The organism is Vulcanisaeta sp. JCM 16161 (assembly GCF_001316285.1).
The window spans coordinates 1-18,354 of the sequence record NZ_BBDO01000001.1; the positions used below are offsets into that span (position 1 = coordinate 1).

Here is an 18,354-nt window from a genome sequence, read left to right on the forward strand (position 1 = left end):
GAGGATGAACGTCCACGTGAATAACAACGGCACTGTTGAGCTTAGGACTAAACGTAAGGGGCTTGAGGATGCAGTGGCAATTTTGGAGGGACTCAAGAGGGCCGGCTACGACGCTGGGTTGAGGCCCAGCGGCGGCGACTTCGAGATCTACATGGGCATGCGCGAAATAAAGAAAGACCCCGAGCTAGTGACTAAGGTCTGCGAGGTGTTGAGGAGGATGCATGAGGAGGCAACAAACAAAGGGAGGGAAAGGAGGGTAAAGGCAATAGCGAGGGCGATGGCGAGACTGAGCTGCCCCGCCCAGGGCCCACGGACCTAAAACAAACAACAAAACACAGTCATTATCTCCAACGTTATTGCCCCTGGGAATGTTGTTGGATTTTCTACTTCAAGTATGAGTATCCTTCTCCTTGACCTTAGGTACCTGGTTACTACGTACTCAATGTTGTCCCTGGGCATGCTACCGCACCTATTGTTTAATATATCCATTAACTCGCTTGGCCTTATTATGATTGAATCGCCAGCTATAAAGTATCCCTTAACCGCCTTGACCGGGCTTGAGTAATAAACCAGGACCGTGTCGCCCTTACTAATCGGGCTAATAAAGGTCCTGACCTCGCACTTCTTCCTGCCTGTTAGGATTTCGTCAGCAAATCGTGGTTTTAAGGACATTAAGATGCAATCCATGGTTTTATCCAAAGGCCTTGGCAAGCCTTGCTAGGTAGTCCCAGTACTCATCGATCTCCTTCTCAATCTCCTTAATGTCCTCCTCCGTCAGGTGTGCAAACCTACCCTGCCTCTTCAGGTACTCAATTATTGGCTTTCTCTTTGACTTATCAAAGTGGGCATTGCTTGGTGGGTTGAACCTTATCCTGCCGTGGTCCCACTCGTATAGTGGGAAGTAGCCTGTTTCTGTGGCTAGCCTGGCTATTTCCACGGTCATCTCCTCCGGGTAGCGCCAACCTGGTGGGCATGGTGCTAGTACGTGTATGAAGGCAGGACCTTCATCAAGGTAATCAAGGGCTGTTTTAACCTTGTTCGCCAGGTCTATTGGGTAGGCTATGTTTGCCGTTGCGGCATACGGGATGTGGTGCCCCATCACAATGCTCATTATGTCCTTCTTCCTCTGAACCTTACCCCTCAACTTACTACCCACCGGTGAAGTTGTTGTCCAGGCGAAGTGCGGTGTTCCTCCGCTTCTTTGTATTCCCGTGTTCATGTACGCCTCGTTGTCGTAGAGTACGTAGAGTACGCCGTGACCACGCTCAAGCATACCACTCAAGGACTGCAAACCAATATCATAAGTACCACCATCACCAGCGATAACCATGACCTTAGCCTTAGTATCAAGGATACCCTTCCTCCTAAGCACCTTTAACGCTGACTCCACGCCAGACGCCGCCGCGGCTGAGTTCTCAAAGGCCACGTGCAGGTAGGGCACACTCCACGCGGTGTATGGGTACGAAGTCGTAGTTACCTCAATACAGCCTGTAGCATTAACCACAATCACATCCGACCCAGCCGCCTTAAGCAGCCACCTAACGGCTATTGAAGGACCACAGCCGGCGCAGGTTAACTGACCAGGTCCGTAATACTCATCCACAGGCAAGTCCTTTATTGTCCTAAAGTACACCTTCATGCCTCACCACCCCTTAAACCCATGAATATAGTCTTCCTTGGGTACTCACCAGTCCTCGCATATTCATCAAGCATTTTGTAAAGGTTGTAGAAGTCATCAACAAGCATTGTTCTCTGGGATATGCCGTGAACTACGGAGACCACAGGCTTATCGACACCCCTGCTATATAGTGCTGAGACCACGTCATTAAATACCGGGCCCTCGTAAGTATTGCCTGGTGATAATGCTCTATCAATCACGGCTACCGCCTTTGCATCCTTAATCGCGTTAATAACCTCATCGGTGGGGAATGGCCTAAACAACCTAATTCTTAGGACGCCCGCCTTCAACCCCTTCTCCCTAGCCCTTAATGCTGCCTCCTTAGCATTACCGGTTGATGCCCCTCCGTAGGTTATTAATACGTAGTCCGCATCATCAAGCATGTACTTCTCAACTATGTCATAGTTGGTGCCGAAGGCTTATTGAATTCCTCATGAATCTCCTTAATCGTGCTCTTCGAATCCTTAAGCGCCTTAACTGCTTGGTACTTAATTTCGTAGTACCAATCAGGCTTGCGATAATGCCGATGGTTATTGGCTTCCTCGGATCAAGCCTAGGCCTATTTAGGTTCCTTGGCGTGAACTTCCTAACGTACTCCTCATGATAAATCTCCACCGGCTCTGTGGTGTGGCTCATTAGGAATCCGTCGTAGGCCACCATGACGGGTAGTAGGACCCTGCCGTCCTCGGCAATCCTATAGGCCATGATTATCGAATCATAAACCTCCTGGGCAGACGAGGCAATCATTACGATCCAACCAGCATCCCTAGCGCTCATTATGTCCTGGTAATCACCATGAATGCTTATTGGTGCTGATAATGCCCTGCCAGGAACAGCCATAACCACCGGCAACCTAAGGCCGGAGGTTATGTAGAGAACCTCGTGCATGAACTCAAGCCCCTGGGCCGACGTTGCAGTAAATACCCTGGCTCCAGCAGCCGCCGCACCAACGACAGCCGATAAGGCGCTGTGTTCCGACTCAACCGGTATGTACTCAGCATCTATTTCACCATTAGCCACGAACTCGGCGAGCTTCTCTATTATCGTCGTCTGCGGCGTTATTGGGTATGCAGCAATTACGTCAACATCAACGGCCTTAACCGCATAGGCTGCTGCGTAATTTGACGTTAGGCCAAGCCTCTCCTTAACAACCTCCTCCCTAACACCTATGGCCTTGGCAATCGCCATCACCCGGTCACCTCGGGTACCATCTTTATTGCCTTTACTGGGCATTCGTGGGCGCAGATTCCGCAGCCCTTGCAGTGGTCATAATCAATCTCGTAGGTTAAATCATACTTCTTACCCGACTTTGTGGTGTACGGCTTCTTCAACTCAAGTATTGCGGGCTCAGGGCAGTACATCCAGCAAATCCTGCACCTAATGCAAGCATCCTGATCAATGACCGGCCTCTCAGTCCTCCACGTACCTGTTATATTCTTACGCGCATTGCCTGGCTCAATGATAATGCCTCCGATTGGCAGGTCCTTCCATGTTAATTGCTTCATCATAGCACGACCACCTCAGCCACTTTATAAGCCTCTTCCAGAGCATCCACATTTGACTTACCAAGCTTCTTGCCGAAGGTTTCCAGCACTAATTCCTTAACGGTCTCTATATCTACTAGGTCGAGAATCTTAAGTAGTGCGCCGAGCATTGTTGTGTTGACTATGGGCTTGCCCAGGTGCTTCGTGGATATTTCATACGCGTTTACGTAGACAACCTTACCACTGAACTTGCTTATTGATTGTTTAACATCATCAATACTCATCGCATTAATTACTATGTAGTTCTTCGTTATCTGCGGTATATTAAAGACACTTAATAACCTAGTATCAAAGACCACAGATATGTCTGGCCTTTCGATGGGTTCCCTGGCCAGGACAGGCTCTCTAGACAGCCTAACATAAGCCTGACAGGCGCGCCCCTACGTTCAGCGCCATACTCAGGGAATGAACTTGCGAATAAGCCACGCCTAATCGCTGCCTGGGCAATAATCTGTGCGGCAGTTACGGCGCCCTGCCCACCCCTGCCAAAGAACGTTATTTCAACAGTCGACCCGCTCATCTTTGGTCAATGACTCGTTATAGAGCTCTTTTATAAACCCTTTATTCTATATTTTCATAAATAAAACATGAAAAATAGAAACAAGGGAGGTTTTGCCCCCTGCATGCACCCACACCATTGGTCCCAGCGGCCCGGTTTTGCCGGGTCGTTGGGTGGCCCAATGGTGTGAATGCAAGGCAGGTATGGGCTCTAAGCCTTATTACCTAATTTCCTTAAATAGATTTTCGTAAAGTAATTTATGCGTATTACAGCACATGTGCAGGGATGTTATGGCTTACTCCGAATGCTTTTAAGAGGGTGGTATTAAGGCATTCGGGAATGCCCATGATTAAGGAGAACGATGTTATATGCACTACCGTTAATGATGATTTGGCGTTCGACGTATTCTCAAGAGCCCACTATTTAATCCTGGTTAGGGACGGCGCCATAATACATAGGGAGGTTAATCCAGCCCTGAATTCTATGAACAAGAGACCAACCGTTGCCAGGAGATGCGTTGAACTTGGCGCGACTACCGTGCTTGCTCCTCATGGTTCACTATGCTACCCTTCATACTTAATACTTAGAAGGGCTGGTGTTGAAATTTACGTGGTTAAACCTGGCAGGAGGTTAGGTGACGACCCAAATTATGATAAGGTCAGTGCTTGGGAGGTTATGTACTCAAGTATTTTGGCCGTTAAGGAGAGGATCATGGAGGTGATTTCCCATGAGCAGTAACATTGATTTTTACGTTACCTCACAATACACCCTCTTTGGAATACCCAAGTGTGGCCGTGGTATACCAATACTTGGGATACCCATGGAGGATACGGTTAGTTTTAGGCCGGGGACCAGATTCGCACCTAGCGTTATTAGGTCCTGGAGCCAATACTTCGAATTTACACCCACCGAGGACCTTGGCATAGACCCGCTTGAGAAGGCGTGTGACTGGGTGATTTATCGCTGTTACAGGGTATGTTGATAAGAACCTTGAGAGGATTAGCCTTACGGTTAGGGACGTCATTAATACGTGGGGTAGAGTAATTAATATTGGTGGTGAGCATACGCTGAGCCTCGGCATTGCTAAGGCGGTTAGGGAGTCCCAGGCTCGTACAGTGTTTACATTCATGTAGACGCTCACCTAGATTCAAGGGAGGAGTGGCCGATGGGGCAGGTATTGTCGCATGCCACATTCGTTAGGCACATAATTAATCAGGTCAAGCCTCAGTCACTGGTCTTTCTTGGGTTTAGGTCATACGATAAGGAGGAGGTGAAATTCGTAAGGGGTCTTGAAAATTCGGTGTTATTATCGGCAAGGGATGTGAGGTTGATGAACGATCACGAGCTTAGGCTTCTCATTAGAGGAGTGATTGATAGTTATGCAGGGCCAATACACCTCAGCATTGATGTCGATGTTCTTGACCCATCAATAGCACCCGGCGTTGGTAATCCTGAGGGCTTTGGGCTTGGCTATGGCGAGCTTCTAAGGATTATTAGGGCAATCCTTGATTATGGCGGTTCTAGAGTGAGGGCTGTGGATATTGTTGAGTACTCACCGCCTAATGACCCTGGATTAACGTCGTTACCAACGATTATTAAGCTAATACTGGATGTACTTAATTACCTGTGAAAATTATTTAAATACGCCCAGTAATTATCGCGACGAATGGATCTCGAGAAATTCCTGGAGCTTATGAGCGAGAGTGGATTCTTCTACTAGCTTTGAGATCTATAGGGGTAAGGCGGAGGTCGGTGGTTTCTATGACTATGGACCACTTGGTGTTGAATTGAAGAGGAATATCATTGAGAAGTGGCGTAGGGTCTTCATTTACCCTTATCAGGACTTCATAGTTGAGGTGGAGACGCCAATAATAATGCCGAAGATAGTCTTTGAGGCCAGTGGACACCTCGAGCATTTCACAGACGCCATTGTTGAGTGCACCAAGTGCGGTCGTAAGTACAGGGCTGATCACTTAATAGAGGAGGAGCTTGGTAGGAGGGGTATTTCGATAAAGACCGAGGCTTGAGTCTCGAGGAGCTTGATGGATTAATTAGGAAGTATAATATTAGGTGCCCGGTTTGTGGTGGTGAGTTGGGTAGTGTTAAGCCCTTTAACCTGCTGTTTCAGACCACGATAGGCCCCTACAGCGATAATATTGGCTACCTAAGGCCCGAGACGGCCCAGGGGATGTTCGTGTCATTCCCAAGGGTATTCAATCTAATGGGTAGGAAGCTACCACTTGGTATTGCCCAGATCGGTAAGGTTGGTAGGAATGAGATATCGCCTAGGCAGGGCTTGATAAGGCTTAGGGAGTTCACACAGATGGAGATTGAGTTCTTCTTCGACCCCGAGAACGCCAAGTGCCCATACCTCGATGAGTTGGATGTTAAATTGAGGATAGTACCTGAGAAGGACGTTGCCGCCGGTGTTAAGGAGCCCAGGGAGTTTAAGCCGAGGGAGGCTGTTGAGAGTGGTGTTGTGCCCAATGAGTGGATGGCGTTTTTCATGGGGTTGGCCACGATATACATGAATGAGCTTGGCATACCACCTGATCATCAGTACTTCCTGGCCAAGTTGCCCGAGGAGAGGGCTCATTACGCAGCGGCTAGCTTCGACCAGATGGTTTATAGCGAGAGGTTTGGTTGGGTTGAGGTTAGTGGGCATGCTTATAGAACGGATTACGACCTCAGCAGACATGCTAAATATAGTGGTTATGACCTAACCGTTGAGAGGAGGTTAACCACGCCTAAGGAGGTCGTTGAGGTTAGGGTTTACCCGAACCCACAGAGGATTAGGGAGATCTTTGGTAATGAAATGCCTAAGGTCATGCAGGCCATTGGTAAGGCTGACCCAAGGTGGTTAGCCAATGAGCTGTCCAGTAAGGGTAAGGCTGTCATTGATGGTTATACCATAACGAGCGATGCGGTTTTCATTAGGGAGGAGAGGAGGAAGGTTCATGTTGAGAGGTTTATTCCTCATGATGTCGAGCCATCCTTCGGTGTTGATAGGATAGTTTACGTAACCCTAGAGCATGCGTATACTGAGGTTAATGGAAAGCCCCTACTTAGGTTGCCGCCGGATATTGCGCCAATAAAGCCGTGGTGCTGCCAATAATTAGAAAGCAGGAGTACGTGAGTATTGGTAGGAGGATATTCAGGGAATTATCACTTGCGGGTATTAGGGCTATCTATGACGATGATGGAACCATAGGCAGTAGGTACGCTAAGTATGACTCCATGGGTGTGCCATTCGCAATAACGATAGATGATAAGACACCTATTGACGGCACAGTAACTATTAGGGATAGAGACACTAAGGCGCAGGTTAGGGTTGGGGTGAGCGATATAATTAAGATAATTAATGATGCTATTTCGAGGAGGTTATCGATAACGGAGATCGCGAAGTCAATGGGTCTTCAATTGATCGTTAGGGAATAGGTGGATAAGTTTAATAAGCCAAGCTTAGCCTGCATTACCAATGGCGAAGAGAGGCGGTGCGCGTCAAGTAGGTGTTAGTTGGAGGTTTCATAAGACGCCCGGCATATTCATAAATAGCCTAGTCCCCGTAGCGGATAATAGCGGTGCTAAGCTTGTCAGGGTAATAGGCGTTATTGGGCATACGGCAAAGCCCGTACATAGGGAAATACCTGGAGCTCCGTGGGTGATATGGTGGTTGTCAGTGTTGTTGAGGGAAAGCCCGAGGTTAGGAAGCAGATACTTAGGGCCATAGTTATTAGGCAGAGGAGGCCGTACAGGAGGCCCGATGGTACCTGGATAGCCTTTGAGGATAATGCTGTGGTAATTACTGATGAGAATGGCGCACCTAAGGTAGTGAGATACACGGCCCAGTGGCCATGGAAGCTGCCCTAAGGTGGCCCGGTATCTCAAACCTGGCAACAATAATTATCTAACTGGTATTGTATTTTAAATGGGTAATCAAGCCTTCCTCTGCAGTACGACCCTAAGTACGTTAGCTCTTGCTTCTTCAGAAACGACCTCATAGTCATACTGAGTAACGAAACCCCTTATGAACGCCAAGAGCGCCTTATTACCAATGTCGGTGGTGCCACTGGGCCCTATTGCCATTAACTCAATGGTGTTGGGACCCAGCTTCTTAACCTCAACATGCCTAACAGCCAATAATCGACTAATCCTCGAGACTGCTTCGAGTAGTTCCTCAAGGCTTTCAAATTCCATTCTAACTAGCGCACCGACCTGGTGACCATACTTCTCGTAGATGCCCCATAACTCATTAACGGCCTTTCCTGCCTCATCCCTAAGATCGGCAGATACCTTATCATTATTGGAGATGTTGATCAATGTCGATGTTATGTGAGAGCACACCTCCTCAATTAATTTCATGGGCATCGGTATTATATCCATTGAACTAAGTATTTTGTATAACCGCCAGAAGTAGATTAGGTCTGATGCTCAAAGCCATCCTTAATAAGCTCAGTTGTTAATCTTAAGCCCTCACCAGCCACGTGAAATAGCGTCCTACCCCTAGCCTTAGCCACGCGTGAAAGCTCTGCTGCGATGTTCTTTGGAACCATAATGGTTGTTCTAGAGTAGGTCTCCTCAGTCCCCTGTCCCTCCTTAGACATAGCACTTCTATTTACATGTATGCATTAGAATACTTATAAGCCTTATTGCACGCGATTTAGGTAATTGACGTGGAATACCTAAAGCGTTATCGCACCCTCTAGCCTATACCTCTCCCTAGCCAACCTAAACAACTTCCTCCAGAGGAAGATGCTGAGTAGGATAACGTTTATTCCGAGTATGAGACTCATTGCCTCAAGACCAACCACATTACCTATTGCCGTGTAATAATCCATCAATGCGGCGTACCCATGAACCATGTACACCTGCCCATTAAGTCCCTGGATATACTCAGCAACCTCAAGCCCTCCCCACGTCGAACCAACAGTACTGGCTAGCCCAGTTATTGTCGCGGGCATGGCACCAGGTATCGCTAACTTCCTAAGCCTTTGCCATGTGCTCAGCCTAAGGTTCTCGGCCACATCCCAAAGGCTCCTGGGTATGGTCTTCATACCAACGTACATGTTGTAAATCACGTACCAAGCAGTACTTAGGTAAGCCACGAGAAATACTAATAATTCTAGGGATGCATGAAGTCCAAGAGTAATGGCTAAGTACGTCGTGAATGGTATTGCAATTAATGGTAGGTAAGCCGACACAGGTATTGAGGCTAAATCCTCAAGTATTGGTAATAATACCATCTCAACCCTCCTATGCGTGACCATTAGGTAATTAATTGGGATCGCGGTTAATATTGAGACAACCGTTACCAGGAAAACCCTTAACCAATCAAGTCCAAGGTAATAGAGGTAAAGTAGGCCATAGTTATATAGGTTATTTATTATTGGGACCCAGGTCGTTTGCCAGGAACTATAGATTGAGTATGCCAGGAGAGAGATTATCGCCGTAACAATGCCCATGCCCATGTACTTCTCGGTCCTGGTTATTATGTTTCTAGGTCTAGGCCTCACCAATAATCTATGCCTAACGGCATAACTCGATGCCCTAACGAATATGGGCATTATCGCATCCTCAACAGCCACAACCCTCCTTAAGTATTTCATATTCCTGGCCGCCAGGGTCCTCACACGGCTCGTAATCACGGGCCTCCTAATCCTAGTCCTGGTGACCTCCATGAGCGGGTCATAACTATACTTAACAGCCCAATTAACAAACGGCCTAAGTACGCCGAAGAGCACTGCGGTCACCATTATTATCAGTATGCTGAGACCAATGAATGCCGCCGCCCACTCACCCTTACTCGTCCATGACGCTATTAATGCCCCTATGCCGAAGACGGAGTACTGCGTTGTGCCCAATGTAATTACCTCACTAACCACTATGTAGAATAACGCATCGGCGAAACTAACGAGGACATTACCGGCTACCCTGGGCATCGTGACCGGTATGTATAGGTACTTAAACCTGCCCCAAAAGCCTAGGTTAAGCATCTCAGCCGCATCCTCAAGTGACTGGGGCGCGGTCTTTATGGCTTCATACTCACCCACCCATATGTTCCACACAACGGCTGTAAAGACTAGGAAGTCCACGGCTAATTCCGTGCCTATGTAACCGCCTATTGACTTAACGAAGAATACCAGGACTATTGGGAAGAACGTAATCACGGGTACGGCCTCGAGCGTTTGAGTAATTGATAGGAACACCCTCTCAAAAAGCCCATTTTTGGCTGCTGCGTAACCAAGGAACCAACCAAGCACTATACTTAGTATTATCGTTAATGCAACCCTACCAAAGGTGGCGAGGGTTGCCAAAAACGCTATAAGGACTATGGACCAAATGTCCATATCCACCACCTAAACCTTAAGGCTTATCGAAAGCAATGAATACAGCCTATCCAGGTAATCCTGGAACTCTATGTCCCTTGTATTTCTCGGTCTAGGCAACTTAATCTCCACCTCCGCAATAATGCTCGCAGGTCTCCCACCAAGTATTATTACCTTATCGCTCAATTCCACGACCTCCTCAAGGTTATGACTAACCATGACTATAGCCTTAACCGTGGACTCCTCATTAAACACCATGTTGTAAATCTCGGCCCTAAGACCCTCGGCCGTTATGGCGTCAAGGTTCGCAAACGGCTCATCCATCAGTAAAACCACTGGCTGAGCGGCCAATGCCCTCGCAATGGCAACCCTCTGCTTCATACCACCACTTAACTCCCTTGGGTAATAATCCTCAAAACCACCAAGACCAACAAGCTCGAGGTACTTCCTGGCAATCTCCCTCCTAACCTCCTTACTAAGGTCCTTCCTATGGAGCAGTGCCAATTCCACATTCTCGAGTGCCGTGAGCCAAGGGTATAGGGCGAAGTCCTGGAATATCATGGCGAGCTTAGGCGTTGGTCCTCGAACCTCCTCACCCATGAGAAGAACCTTACCACTGTCTGGTCTTCTTAGGCCAGCTATTATCCTAAGCAACGTGGTCTTTCCAGTGCCCGTTGGCGCGACTATGGATACGAATTCGTGGGAATGAACCTTAAAACTTACGTTCTTGAGAACAGGTATGGGGCCCTTCTCAGTCTTGTAGCTATAGCTAACATCAATAACCTCGAGGATTGGTTCCTTTACCGTTGCAATTGTCCCACCATGACTGCGAATGAGGATTCACTTAAAAATCTTATTCTGCGGAAATACACCTAACGATTGCCTAACTACGTAGTTATACGGAATTCTCAATACTTATATTTTCAGTATTAAACTCTCTATAAGACTCCTTGAAATAAGTTCTAGCATATCGCCCAGCTCAGTCCTACCAAGCAACTTAACCTCTATTAATCGTATCAGGTGTGCTAATCTAAACTTACCAAACATCAACGTTTCATTGGCCACATCAACAATACGCCTCAAGCTGTCCATGGGTACTACCAACCTGCCATTAATTATCAATGGAATCTCAAAACGATCCTCACCCTGAACCTCAACCACGACACCATCATGGGTCACTGAGTAAATACCACTATGCTTAAAGCCCGCCTCCCTCGCAATTCTCAGCATCTTCAATGCACCATTTAAATCCCTGGCCACGAAGTGCATTATCGGCGCCCTAACGAGCAACCACACATCGCCGTCATCGATACCATTGATGACATTGATAACCTCATTATACGTAACCGGTCTATGCCACTTAACAAGGAATTTAAAGAGCCCGGAACCCTTTGAGTAACTAAGCCGTGGCGCCTTGGCCAGGGCAATACGGCCACTACAACTGCTTGTTGTGTAATAATCATTTAAGGACTTGTTAAAGGCTAGTAAGAAGTCGTAAATGTCAAAATCAACTCTATGCTGACTTCCCTCCTCAATCAATCTCTTAACGAATACCGACTTACGCGCATCAAAGTTTGTTCTCACCATTTCGCGTAATACCTCGCATTAATTAATTTAAAATACTTTACATGATTAAATGGCTTGCTATCTTAAAATAGGCGCATAGGAGTCCATAACGTGATGAAAACGGGTATATTAATGTCGGTAATAGTATCGTTAGCAATAGGGTTGTTAATAGGGTATTCAATACCGTCAATTCAACATGCCCACCAGGTAACTAAATCAACTCCGCAAACCCTAAGTATTATAACCGCCTCACTATATGCGCAATTATTTAGGGAGGCAGGTAAGGAGTTGGGTATTAACGTTGTCGTGACTGGCATGGGCTCCGTACAGGCAGCCAGGCAAGTCATTCTAAACCCCAGTGGCTACTCTATCTACGCGAGTATAGACCCGTACATACTAACGTCACTTTTATACCCAAGTAACATAACGAGTTGGTACATAGCCGTTGCCAGCGATCAAATGGTCATTGCCTACTCACCAAATATGCCCAAGCCCCTATTAAACGTAGGTTAATAATTTAACGGAGACCGAGGAGGAGGCATTAAGTGAAGGTAATTATACCAAGGCCATGGTAATAACTAGGGAGTTCCTTAACCTCATATTCTCCAACGCGACGTTCAACCTAGCCCATGAGTATGGCGCCTACGCGGTGGGCACGTCAAATCCAAATACGGACCCCGAGGGTTATAGGGCGTTAATGGTACTTCAATTAGCAGGTATTTACTGGGGTTTGGGGAGGAATTACTACATCGACCTATTTAACTACGCAAATAGTACGGGTAACGTATATGAGGTACTCGCCGGAAGCGAGTTATTAGGCCCCTTGGAGACGGGTAAGGTCTGGTTCGACATTGCGATTTACAAATCCTCAGCCGAAAGCGCTGGGCTACCCTACTTCCCACTGCCGCCTCAGGTTAACCTGGGTGATCCTGCATATTCGAATTACTATAGTGAGGCTTACGTAACCATAGTGGTTAACGGGCAGAGCCTAGTGATCAGAGGCGCGCCAATTCAGTTAGCCCTGACAATACCTGACCAGGCACCCAATAAGGTGCTGGCTGAGGAATTAATAATATACTTAATCACACCGAGCGGTCAGGAATTAATGAGGAGTCTTGGAATTACGCCGTTAACGCCGGCGATATTTTATGGAAATGTTAGTGGGGCTCCGCAACTCATCAGGATACTCGTCAACTCACCACTACTTAAGTACGGCGGTTAGTGGTGGTGGACTTGGATAATTCAAGGCATGCATTTACACCGTTTATAGTACTTATTTCATTAATGCTGTTGCTGCCGATAGCCGTATTACTATATGAAGGTTTCAACCATTTATTAAGCGCGTTCACGAGTACGTTATTCATCTATGGCACCCTGGTAACATTACTTGGTGCTTCGATTGCGGCGGCGTTGACGTTAATCCTCGGGCTGCCAACGGCCTACGCCATATCCCGTGGATTAATACCTAAGCCCTTGATAGTGTTATTGGTGGTCTCCTAACAAGCCCATTAACCATACCCCATACCATAATTGGTTTATCGCTCCTAATACTTGTTTCGCCAATATCGCCAATACCCATAATACGTAAGTTACCGCTTGTGGACACGATATGGGGTTTGGTCGCTGCCTATTTCGTAGTCTCAGCGCCAATCACCATTGGGGCCATTAGGCAGGTATTTGATAATCTTGACCCTGTCTATGAATATGTGGGCCTAACCCTAGGGCTTAGCCAGTGGGGTGTCTTTATGAGGGTTGTTATTCCAATGACACGTAGGGAGTTGGTGTCCTCATTCCTACTCGCGTGGGGCAGGTCAATCAGTGAGTTTGGTTCAATAGTCATCCTAACCTATTATGTAGTTAACCCACCACTGTTTAACTACGTGTACCCACTGCCAACACTTATCTGGTACTCATACGAGGTCTACGGCCTACCCCTAGCCCTTGGCTATGCATCTGCATCATTAATCATTTCCATAATAATTATAGTACTTATTGAATTAATAAGTGGTGGAACCACCCGGTTTAGACTTTGGTGATCACTCACCTGTAAACCTTGGTTTCCTCTTCTCTAGGAAGGCCCTGACACCCTCCTGCGCATCCCTGGTCGATATGGCTACGCCAAACAACGAAGCCTCATTGCTTAACGCACTCCATATTGGGGCCTCATAGCCATAGTTAATTGCGTACTTGGCAAGCATGAGTGTTAATGGGGGCTTTGATGCCAGTTCCTTGACCCACCTCATCACCTCGTAATCAAGCGCATGTTTAGGCACAACCCTATTAACAATGCCATACTCAAGCGCAGCCTTAGCACTTACCTGCCTACCCGTGAGGATTAACTCCTTACTAATGCCCAGGTTCGTCAACCTGGTCAATCTCTGGGTACCTCCTGCACCTGGTATTATGCCCAGGTTAATCTCGGGCTGACCAAGCAATGCATTCTCACTCGCAATCCTGATGTCACAGGCCATTGCAATCTCTAAACCACCACCAAGGGCATAGCCATTTATGGCGGCTATCACGGGCTTCGTATAGTACTCAATTTCAAGAGTCATTGAGTGGTAATGCCTCATCGCCTTAAACATCTGCATTGGTGTTGCATTCTGGAACTGATTAATGTCAGCACCTGCGCAGAACGCCCTACCACTACCCGTGATAACCACAACCTTGACCCTAGGGTCATCCTCAACACTCCTCAATGCATTAACTATTTCATCAGCCATCCTTGGGGTTAGCACGTTCAACTTATCGGGCTTGTTCAGTACTATCCAGGCACTTGGTGGTCAATCCTGAGCATCACCTCCTCATACTTCCTGAACTCAACCTCGGGGTATTCCCTGAAACCCCTACCACTCTTCCTGCCCAACCTACCCTCCTTAACGTAGCTAATCAGTAATGGGTCAGGCTCATACTCCTCCCAACCACTGACACCCTTAAGTTGTGTTAAGGCATCAACGATATTGTCAATACCAGCCTCGTCCGCGAAATCGGATAATCCCCACGGGTAATTAAGGCCAAGCTTCACGCTCTTATCAATGTCATCCACGGTAGCCACGCCCTCCCTAACGAGCCACGCCAACTCATTGATGGCGGGCGCCATTAACCTAACCGGGTCGAGCTCAAGTCCCTGCTCAGGCAATATCCTCGGCTTCACGTACTGCCCAGGCCCTGGATACTTATAGAAGCCCTCGCCGGATTTAACGCCAAGCTTACCCTTACCCACCAACTCCTCGAGTAACGGGCAGGAATGAGCCTTAAATCCTCTCTCGGTCATTGCCTTAACAATGAAGAGGCTTGTGTCGAGGCCTATGTAGTCAAGCAATTCAAATGGCCCCATTGGTAGGCCGAGGACGTTCCTCGCCATGGCGTCCAGGTCAATTATTCTAACGCCCTCCTGTGTTACCTCACGACAAGCCTCAAGCATAACCCTAAACAAGACCCTATTAACTATGAATCCCGGTACGTCCTTATTAACGACGACGGGCTCCTTATTTAATACCCTGGTTAACTGGACGGTTATATTAACCGTTTCATCACTCGTGTATCTACCCCTCGTTATCTCCACGAGCTTCATGAGCGGTGGTGGATTCATGAAGTGCATGCCTATGAATCTCTCCTTACGTGACGTGGCCTCGGAGAGCTCCGTTATTGGTATGGTACTCGTATTAGACGCGAATATGGCATGGGGCGGTGCGTGTTGATCGGCCTCCCTGAATATGTTCTTCTTTAAATCGGCGTTTTCGGGCACGGCCTCGACCAGGAAGTCGATGTCCTTAACGGCCTCGGAAATCTTCGTGGTCGTGCGTATCCTAGACATTATTAAATCAACACTCTCCCTCAACTCACCCCTCCTGCTGAGTCTCTCGAGACTATCCCGAATCCTATTGAGGGCATTCCTTAGTATATCATCGGATATGTCCATGAGGTTCACCTCAAAGCCGGCCATTGCAAAGACCTCGGCTATGCCATGACCCATTGTGCCGGCACCTAGCACGGCAACCCGTTTAATGCCCAAGCTTGACATATTAAGTGTGTGATTTTAACTAAGGGTTTATTTAATATTACCATGCCTCACGTGGCTTTACTGCTCCTTAAGCCTTAGCTTGCCTGCGAATTCCCTACTTACTCTTTCGTTCAGGTCCTTATCCCAATTCTCATAATCCCAGTAATGAATTACCTCATACTGCTCCTGCCTAGTAATCATCTTATTAAGAAGGCCCTTCTGGGTACCCTTCTCCTTAAGCTCAATCAACGCATCCCTAACGGCCTTCATGGCAACCCTAAATGTCGTTACTGGAAATATCACGATTTTATAACCCATCTCCTCAAACTCCTTAGCCGTTATGTAGGGCGTCTTACCGAACTCCGTCATGTTGGCAAGCAATGGAGCCTTAACCTCCCTGGCAAACCTTGCAAATTCCTCCTTACTCTCAAGAGCCTCGGGAAATATTACGTCCGCCCCAGCCTCAACGTACGCCTGAGCCCTCCAAATAGCCTCATCAAGGCCATAAACGCCGCGGGCATCCGTCCTAGCAATAATTAGGAAATTCTCATCCCTCCTAGCCTCAACAGCGGCCTTAATCTTCTTAACCATCTCATCCGCGGAAACCACATGCTTGCCACTAAGGTGACCGCACTTCTTTGGTAGTTCCTGATCCTCTATTTGAATTGCTGAGGCCCCTATCGACTCGAATTCCCTCACTGTCCTAACGACGTTCAGCGTCTCACCAAAGCCCGTATCTGTATCGACAATGACGGGTATGTCCACGGCATCCGTAATATACTTGGTAAACCTGACCAATTCATCGAGGGTGAATACGCCGAGGTCAGGCAGACCCAGGGAGCTGCTGAAGGCCGCGCCAGAGACGTAAAGCGCTTCAAAGCCCAATTGCTGAATCATTAAAGCAACGAATGCGTCAAAAGCCCCTGGCGCAATTACAATGCCCGGTTTCGACAACCTCTCCCTAAACCAGGCCCTAACCTCCCTGGGATCCCTCTTATTCCTTCTTAATAATACGGCATCCATCATAACGCTTAATCAATAATCCCTTAATAAGTAATTCCATGATTAATTAAGACTCAGCTTTATTACCGCCTAACCATTATAATTGATGTCGTAATGCGTAGTATTAGGTCGATATTTAATAGTAGGGGTATACGTAGATTACCGCGGGATCGAGCTAAGGAGAGACTTGAATTAATTATAGATCTATCACATGCCGTAATGAGTAGGGGGTATGTACGTATCAACAGGGAGTACCTGATCATCAATGACTGGTCATTATTCACCCGCTACCTTATTAATTGCGTTAATGATGATTGCGCATTAATGGCCATTAAGGTTGATGGTGGGCAGGGAGACTCATTACTGAGTTTCCTGGCGAGGGTTAATGGCAGGCTTGAGTCTGAGGGCGTGGGTAGGGTCGTAATTGTCGGCGGCTTTGCCGCAGAGCTATATAGTGGCGGTGTTTATAGGACCGGGGATATTGATGTAATTATTGACTCTAGGAATTCGGAGAGAGCCATGGATATACTTTATGAGGAGCTAAGCCATATAAATGCGAGGAGGGAGGGCAGGGTATGGGTTAGCGATCACTTCGGCGTTTTGGCCTTGGACGTGGTTGGGGTGACCTATGTGGGCAGGGTTAAGATGTTGAGGGTGGGCGATGGGCATATTTATGTCGAGTCACCTGAGGATAATGTAGTTACGAGCTTAAACGCCTGTGTTTACTGGTCTTCAGACGCAGATTGTGAGAGGGCTGCGGCGGTTCTGGCTGCTCAATGGGGTAATGTGGATTGGAATTACTTAATTGATAGGGCTCGGCGTGAGGGCGTTCTTGATAAATTGAATGAGTTAAAAAGAGCAATAGGGGAGAGGCTCGGGATGAATCAAAAAAAGGTGAGAAAAGGAGCAATGCCTTTTACCGCGGACATTTAATAAGTCGGTAATGGGTAAACTTGGGGATAGGGTGATACTGGTTACTGGGGCTTCCAGGGGAATTGGTAGGGCTATAGCCAGGGCAGTCGCTGAGGAGGGAGCCAGGGTAATAATAAATTACAGGTCCTCGTCCAAGGAGGCCGAGGAATTAATGCTTGAGCTGAGGAGGAGCGGCTTTGACGCATCCATAGTTAGGGCTGACGTATCAAGGGAGGATGAGGTTAGGTCAATGTTTGAATTAATTAGGAGGGATTACGGGGTATTGCACGGAATAGTTAATAACGCCGGACATGGCTCCGCAATTATATGGAATAAGAAATTCCATGAATTGTCTTGGAATGATTTTGAGGAGGTCATTAATGTTGATTTGAAGGGCACATTCCTATGCAGTAAGTTTGGCATTGAGTTGATGCGGGATGGTGGTTCCATAGTTAATGTAGCCTCAATAACCGCAAGGACCGGCGATACCACCGGCATACCCTACCTAGTTGCTAAATCCGGGATAATAGCCCTCACGAAGTCCATGGCCCTCTCATTGGCGCCAAGGATTAGGGTGAATGCCGTAGTTCTTGGTAGTATCGAGACCGGCTGGATTAATTGGTTGAGCGATGATGAGGTTAAGAGATTAATTAGTTACATACCTATGGGCAGGCTCGGCAGGCCCGAGGAGGTGGCTAAGGCCGTAGTCTTCCTACTTAGTGATGACTCATCATTCATAACGGGACACGCAATAGTAATCGATGGCGGTGAGTGTACGGCCTGTGATTAGGCACTCCCTTAATAAGCATCCTTGCGGTGTAATG

16 protein-coding genes and 7 pseudogenes are annotated in these 18,354 nt (G+C 47.5%); 10 read left to right on the forward strand and 13 right to left on the reverse strand.

All coding sequences use genetic code 11. The features are described from left to right. Positions 1-319, forward strand: a pseudogene (locus JCM16161_RS00005) (hypothetical protein); the annotation flags it as partial. Here JCM16161_RS00005 and JCM16161_RS00010 read toward each other — a convergent pair. From JCM16161_RS00010 to JCM16161_RS13395, 6 genes and pseudogenes are all read right to left on the reverse strand, one after another. Further along, a complete protein-coding gene (locus JCM16161_RS00010) occupies positions 316-672 on the reverse strand; it encodes a hypothetical protein (RefSeq protein WP_054854861.1) in 357 nt (118 codons plus the stop codon). The pseudogene JCM16161_RS00005 and the gene JCM16161_RS00010 sit on opposite strands and share 4 nt — an antisense overlap. A 19-nt stretch (positions 673-691) precedes the next feature. Further along, entirely contained in the window at positions 692-1,639 is a 948-nt protein-coding gene (gene porB, locus JCM16161_RS00015) for a pyruvate synthase subunit PorB (RefSeq protein ID WP_054854618.1), read from the reverse strand. Then, positions 1,636-2,866 (reverse strand): annotated as a pseudogene (locus tag JCM16161_RS00020) (ferredoxin oxidoreductase). The gene porB and the pseudogene JCM16161_RS00020 overlap by 4 nt, the downstream one beginning before the upstream one ends. Then, positions 2,866-3,186 carry a 4Fe-4S binding protein gene (locus JCM16161_RS00025; protein WP_054854619.1) on the reverse strand — a complete coding sequence of 107 codons (321 nt, stop codon included), beginning with the start codon at positions 3,184-3,186 and terminating at the stop codon, positions 2,866-2,868. Before JCM16161_RS00025 ends, JCM16161_RS00020 begins: the two are co-directional and overlap by 1 nt. Next, positions 3,183-3,542 carry a 2-oxoacid:acceptor oxidoreductase family protein gene (locus tag JCM16161_RS13390; RefSeq protein WP_243668668.1) on the reverse strand — a complete coding sequence of 120 codons (360 nt, stop codon included), beginning with the start codon at positions 3,540-3,542 and terminating at the stop codon, positions 3,183-3,185. Before JCM16161_RS13390 ends, JCM16161_RS00025 begins: the two co-directional genes overlap by 4 nt. After that, positions 3,497-3,742 (reverse strand): 2-oxoacid:acceptor oxidoreductase family protein, encoded by a 246-nt coding sequence (locus JCM16161_RS13395; RefSeq protein WP_243668245.1) that lies wholly within the window; start codon positions 3,740-3,742, stop codon positions 3,497-3,499. The genes JCM16161_RS13390 and JCM16161_RS13395 overlap by 46 nt, the downstream gene beginning before the upstream one ends. A 324-nt stretch (positions 3,743-4,066) precedes the next feature. Between JCM16161_RS13395 and JCM16161_RS00035 the strand changes: the two genes are divergently transcribed. The 4 genes and pseudogenes from JCM16161_RS00035 (at position 4,067) to JCM16161_RS00050 (ending at position 7,632) form a co-directional block, all read left to right on the forward strand. After that, positions 4,067-4,459: a hypothetical protein gene (locus JCM16161_RS00035; protein WP_054854862.1), complete on the forward strand. Its 393-nt coding sequence runs from the start codon at positions 4,067-4,069 to the stop codon at positions 4,457-4,459. Positions 4,460-4,541: 82 nt separating this feature from the next. Further along, positions 4,542-5,351 (forward strand): annotated as a pseudogene (locus JCM16161_RS00040) (arginase family protein). A gap of 73 nt (positions 5,352-5,424) precedes the next feature. Continuing rightward, a pseudogene (gene glyS / locus JCM16161_RS00045) lies at positions 5,425-7,159 on the forward strand (glycine--tRNA ligase). A gap of 40 nt (positions 7,160-7,199) precedes the next feature. Further along, a pseudogene (locus JCM16161_RS00050) lies at positions 7,200-7,632 on the forward strand (50S ribosomal protein L14). 25 nt (positions 7,633-7,657) lie between these two features. On the opposite strand, the gene JCM16161_RS00055 reads toward JCM16161_RS00050, so the two are convergent. The 5 genes from JCM16161_RS00055 to JCM16161_RS00070 form a co-directional block, all read right to left on the reverse strand. Further along, on the reverse strand, positions 7,658-8,104 hold the full coding sequence (locus JCM16161_RS00055; protein ID WP_243668246.1) for a hypothetical protein: 447 nt from the start codon (positions 8,102-8,104) through the stop codon (positions 7,658-7,660). A 35-nt stretch (positions 8,105-8,139) separates the two neighbouring features. Next, positions 8,140-8,325 carry a hypothetical protein gene (locus JCM16161_RS13400; protein WP_243668247.1) on the reverse strand — a complete coding sequence of 62 codons (186 nt, stop codon included), beginning with the start codon at positions 8,323-8,325 and terminating at the stop codon, positions 8,140-8,142. 78 nt (positions 8,326-8,403) lie between these two features. Next, complete coding sequence (locus JCM16161_RS00060) at positions 8,404-10,068, reverse strand: ABC transporter permease subunit (protein ID WP_054854863.1); 1,665 nt, start codon at positions 10,066-10,068, stop codon at positions 8,404-8,406. A 9-nt stretch (positions 10,069-10,077) separates the two neighbouring features. Beyond that, complete coding sequence (locus JCM16161_RS00065) at positions 10,078-10,860, reverse strand: ABC transporter ATP-binding protein (protein ID WP_243668670.1); 783 nt, start codon at positions 10,858-10,860, stop codon at positions 10,078-10,080. A gap of 102 nt (positions 10,861-10,962) precedes the next feature. Continuing rightward, a complete protein-coding gene (locus tag JCM16161_RS00070; protein ID WP_243668248.1) occupies positions 10,963-11,634 on the reverse strand; it encodes a hypothetical protein in 672 nt (223 codons plus the stop codon). 294 nt (positions 11,635-11,928) lie between these two features. Here JCM16161_RS00070 and JCM16161_RS00075 point away from each other — a divergent pair. From JCM16161_RS00075 to JCM16161_RS13410, 3 genes and pseudogenes are all read left to right on the forward strand, one after another. Continuing rightward, positions 11,929-12,835: pseudogene (locus JCM16161_RS00075) on the forward strand (substrate-binding domain-containing protein). Positions 12,836-12,840: 5 nt separating this feature from the next. Beyond that, entirely contained in the window at positions 12,841-13,113 is a 273-nt protein-coding gene (locus JCM16161_RS13405; protein WP_243668249.1) for a hypothetical protein, read from the forward strand. A gap of 29 nt (positions 13,114-13,142) precedes the next feature. Then, positions 13,143-13,649 (forward strand): ABC transporter permease subunit, encoded by a 507-nt coding sequence (locus tag JCM16161_RS13410; protein ID WP_243668673.1) that lies wholly within the window; start codon positions 13,143-13,145, stop codon positions 13,647-13,649. Here JCM16161_RS13410 and JCM16161_RS00085 read toward each other — a convergent pair. Next, positions 13,650-15,637, reverse strand: a pseudogene (locus tag JCM16161_RS00085) (3-hydroxyacyl-CoA dehydrogenase/enoyl-CoA hydratase family protein). A 57-nt stretch (positions 15,638-15,694) separates the two neighbouring features. Beyond that, on the reverse strand, positions 15,695-16,639 hold the full coding sequence (gene prpB / locus JCM16161_RS00090; protein ID WP_054854622.1) for a methylisocitrate lyase: 945 nt from the start codon (positions 16,637-16,639) through the stop codon (positions 15,695-15,697). Between the two features lie 93 nt (positions 16,640-16,732). Between prpB and JCM16161_RS00095 the strand changes: the two genes are divergently transcribed. Next, entirely contained in the window at positions 16,733-17,551 is an 819-nt protein-coding gene (locus JCM16161_RS00095; protein WP_243668250.1) for a hypothetical protein, read from the forward strand. A gap of 10 nt (positions 17,552-17,561) precedes the next feature. Beyond that, entirely contained in the window at positions 17,562-18,320 is a 759-nt protein-coding gene (locus JCM16161_RS00100) for an SDR family oxidoreductase (RefSeq protein ID WP_054854623.1), read from the forward strand. The last annotated feature ends 34 nt before the right edge of the window (positions 18,321-18,354 follow it).

Excerpts from the sequence above, each read along its gene's own strand:
- JCM16161_RS00010 (WP_054854861.1), bottom strand. The coding sequence starts at position 672 with ATGTCCTTAAAACCACGATTTGCTGACGAAATCCTAACAGGCAGGAAG.
- porB (WP_054854618.1), bottom strand. The coding sequence starts at position 1,639 with ATGAAGGTGTACTTTAGGACAATAAAGGACTTGCCTGTGGATGAGTAT.
- JCM16161_RS00025 (WP_054854619.1), bottom strand. The coding sequence starts at position 3,186 with ATGATGAAGCAATTAACATGGAAGGACCTGCCAATCGGAGGCATTATC.
- JCM16161_RS13395 (WP_243668245.1), bottom strand. The coding sequence starts at position 3,742 with ATGAGCGGGTCGACTGTTGAAATAACGTTCTTTGGCAGGGGTGGGCAG.
- JCM16161_RS00035 (WP_054854862.1), top strand. The coding sequence starts at position 4,067 with ATGATTAAGGAGAACGATGTTATATGCACTACCGTTAATGATGATTTG.
- JCM16161_RS00055 (WP_243668246.1), bottom strand. The coding sequence starts at position 8,104 with ATGGATATAATACCGATGCCCATGAAATTAATTGAGGAGGTGTGCTCT.
- JCM16161_RS13400 (WP_243668247.1), bottom strand. The coding sequence starts at position 8,325 with ATGTCTAAGGAGGGACAGGGGACTGAGGAGACCTACTCTAGAACAACC.
- JCM16161_RS00060 (WP_054854863.1), bottom strand. The coding sequence starts at position 10,068 with ATGGACATTTGGTCCATAGTCCTTATAGCGTTTTTGGCAACCCTCGCC.
- JCM16161_RS00070 (WP_243668248.1), bottom strand. The coding sequence starts at position 11,634 with ATGGTGAGAACAAACTTTGATGCGCGTAAGTCGGTATTCGTTAAGAGA.
- prpB (WP_054854622.1), bottom strand. The coding sequence starts at position 16,639 with ATGGATGCCGTATTATTAAGAAGGAATAAGAGGGATCCCAGGGAGGTT.
- JCM16161_RS00095 (WP_243668250.1), top strand. The coding sequence starts at position 16,733 with ATGCGTAGTATTAGGTCGATATTTAATAGTAGGGGTATACGTAGATTA.
- JCM16161_RS00100 (WP_054854623.1), top strand. The coding sequence starts at position 17,562 with ATGGGTAAACTTGGGGATAGGGTGATACTGGTTACTGGGGCTTCCAGG.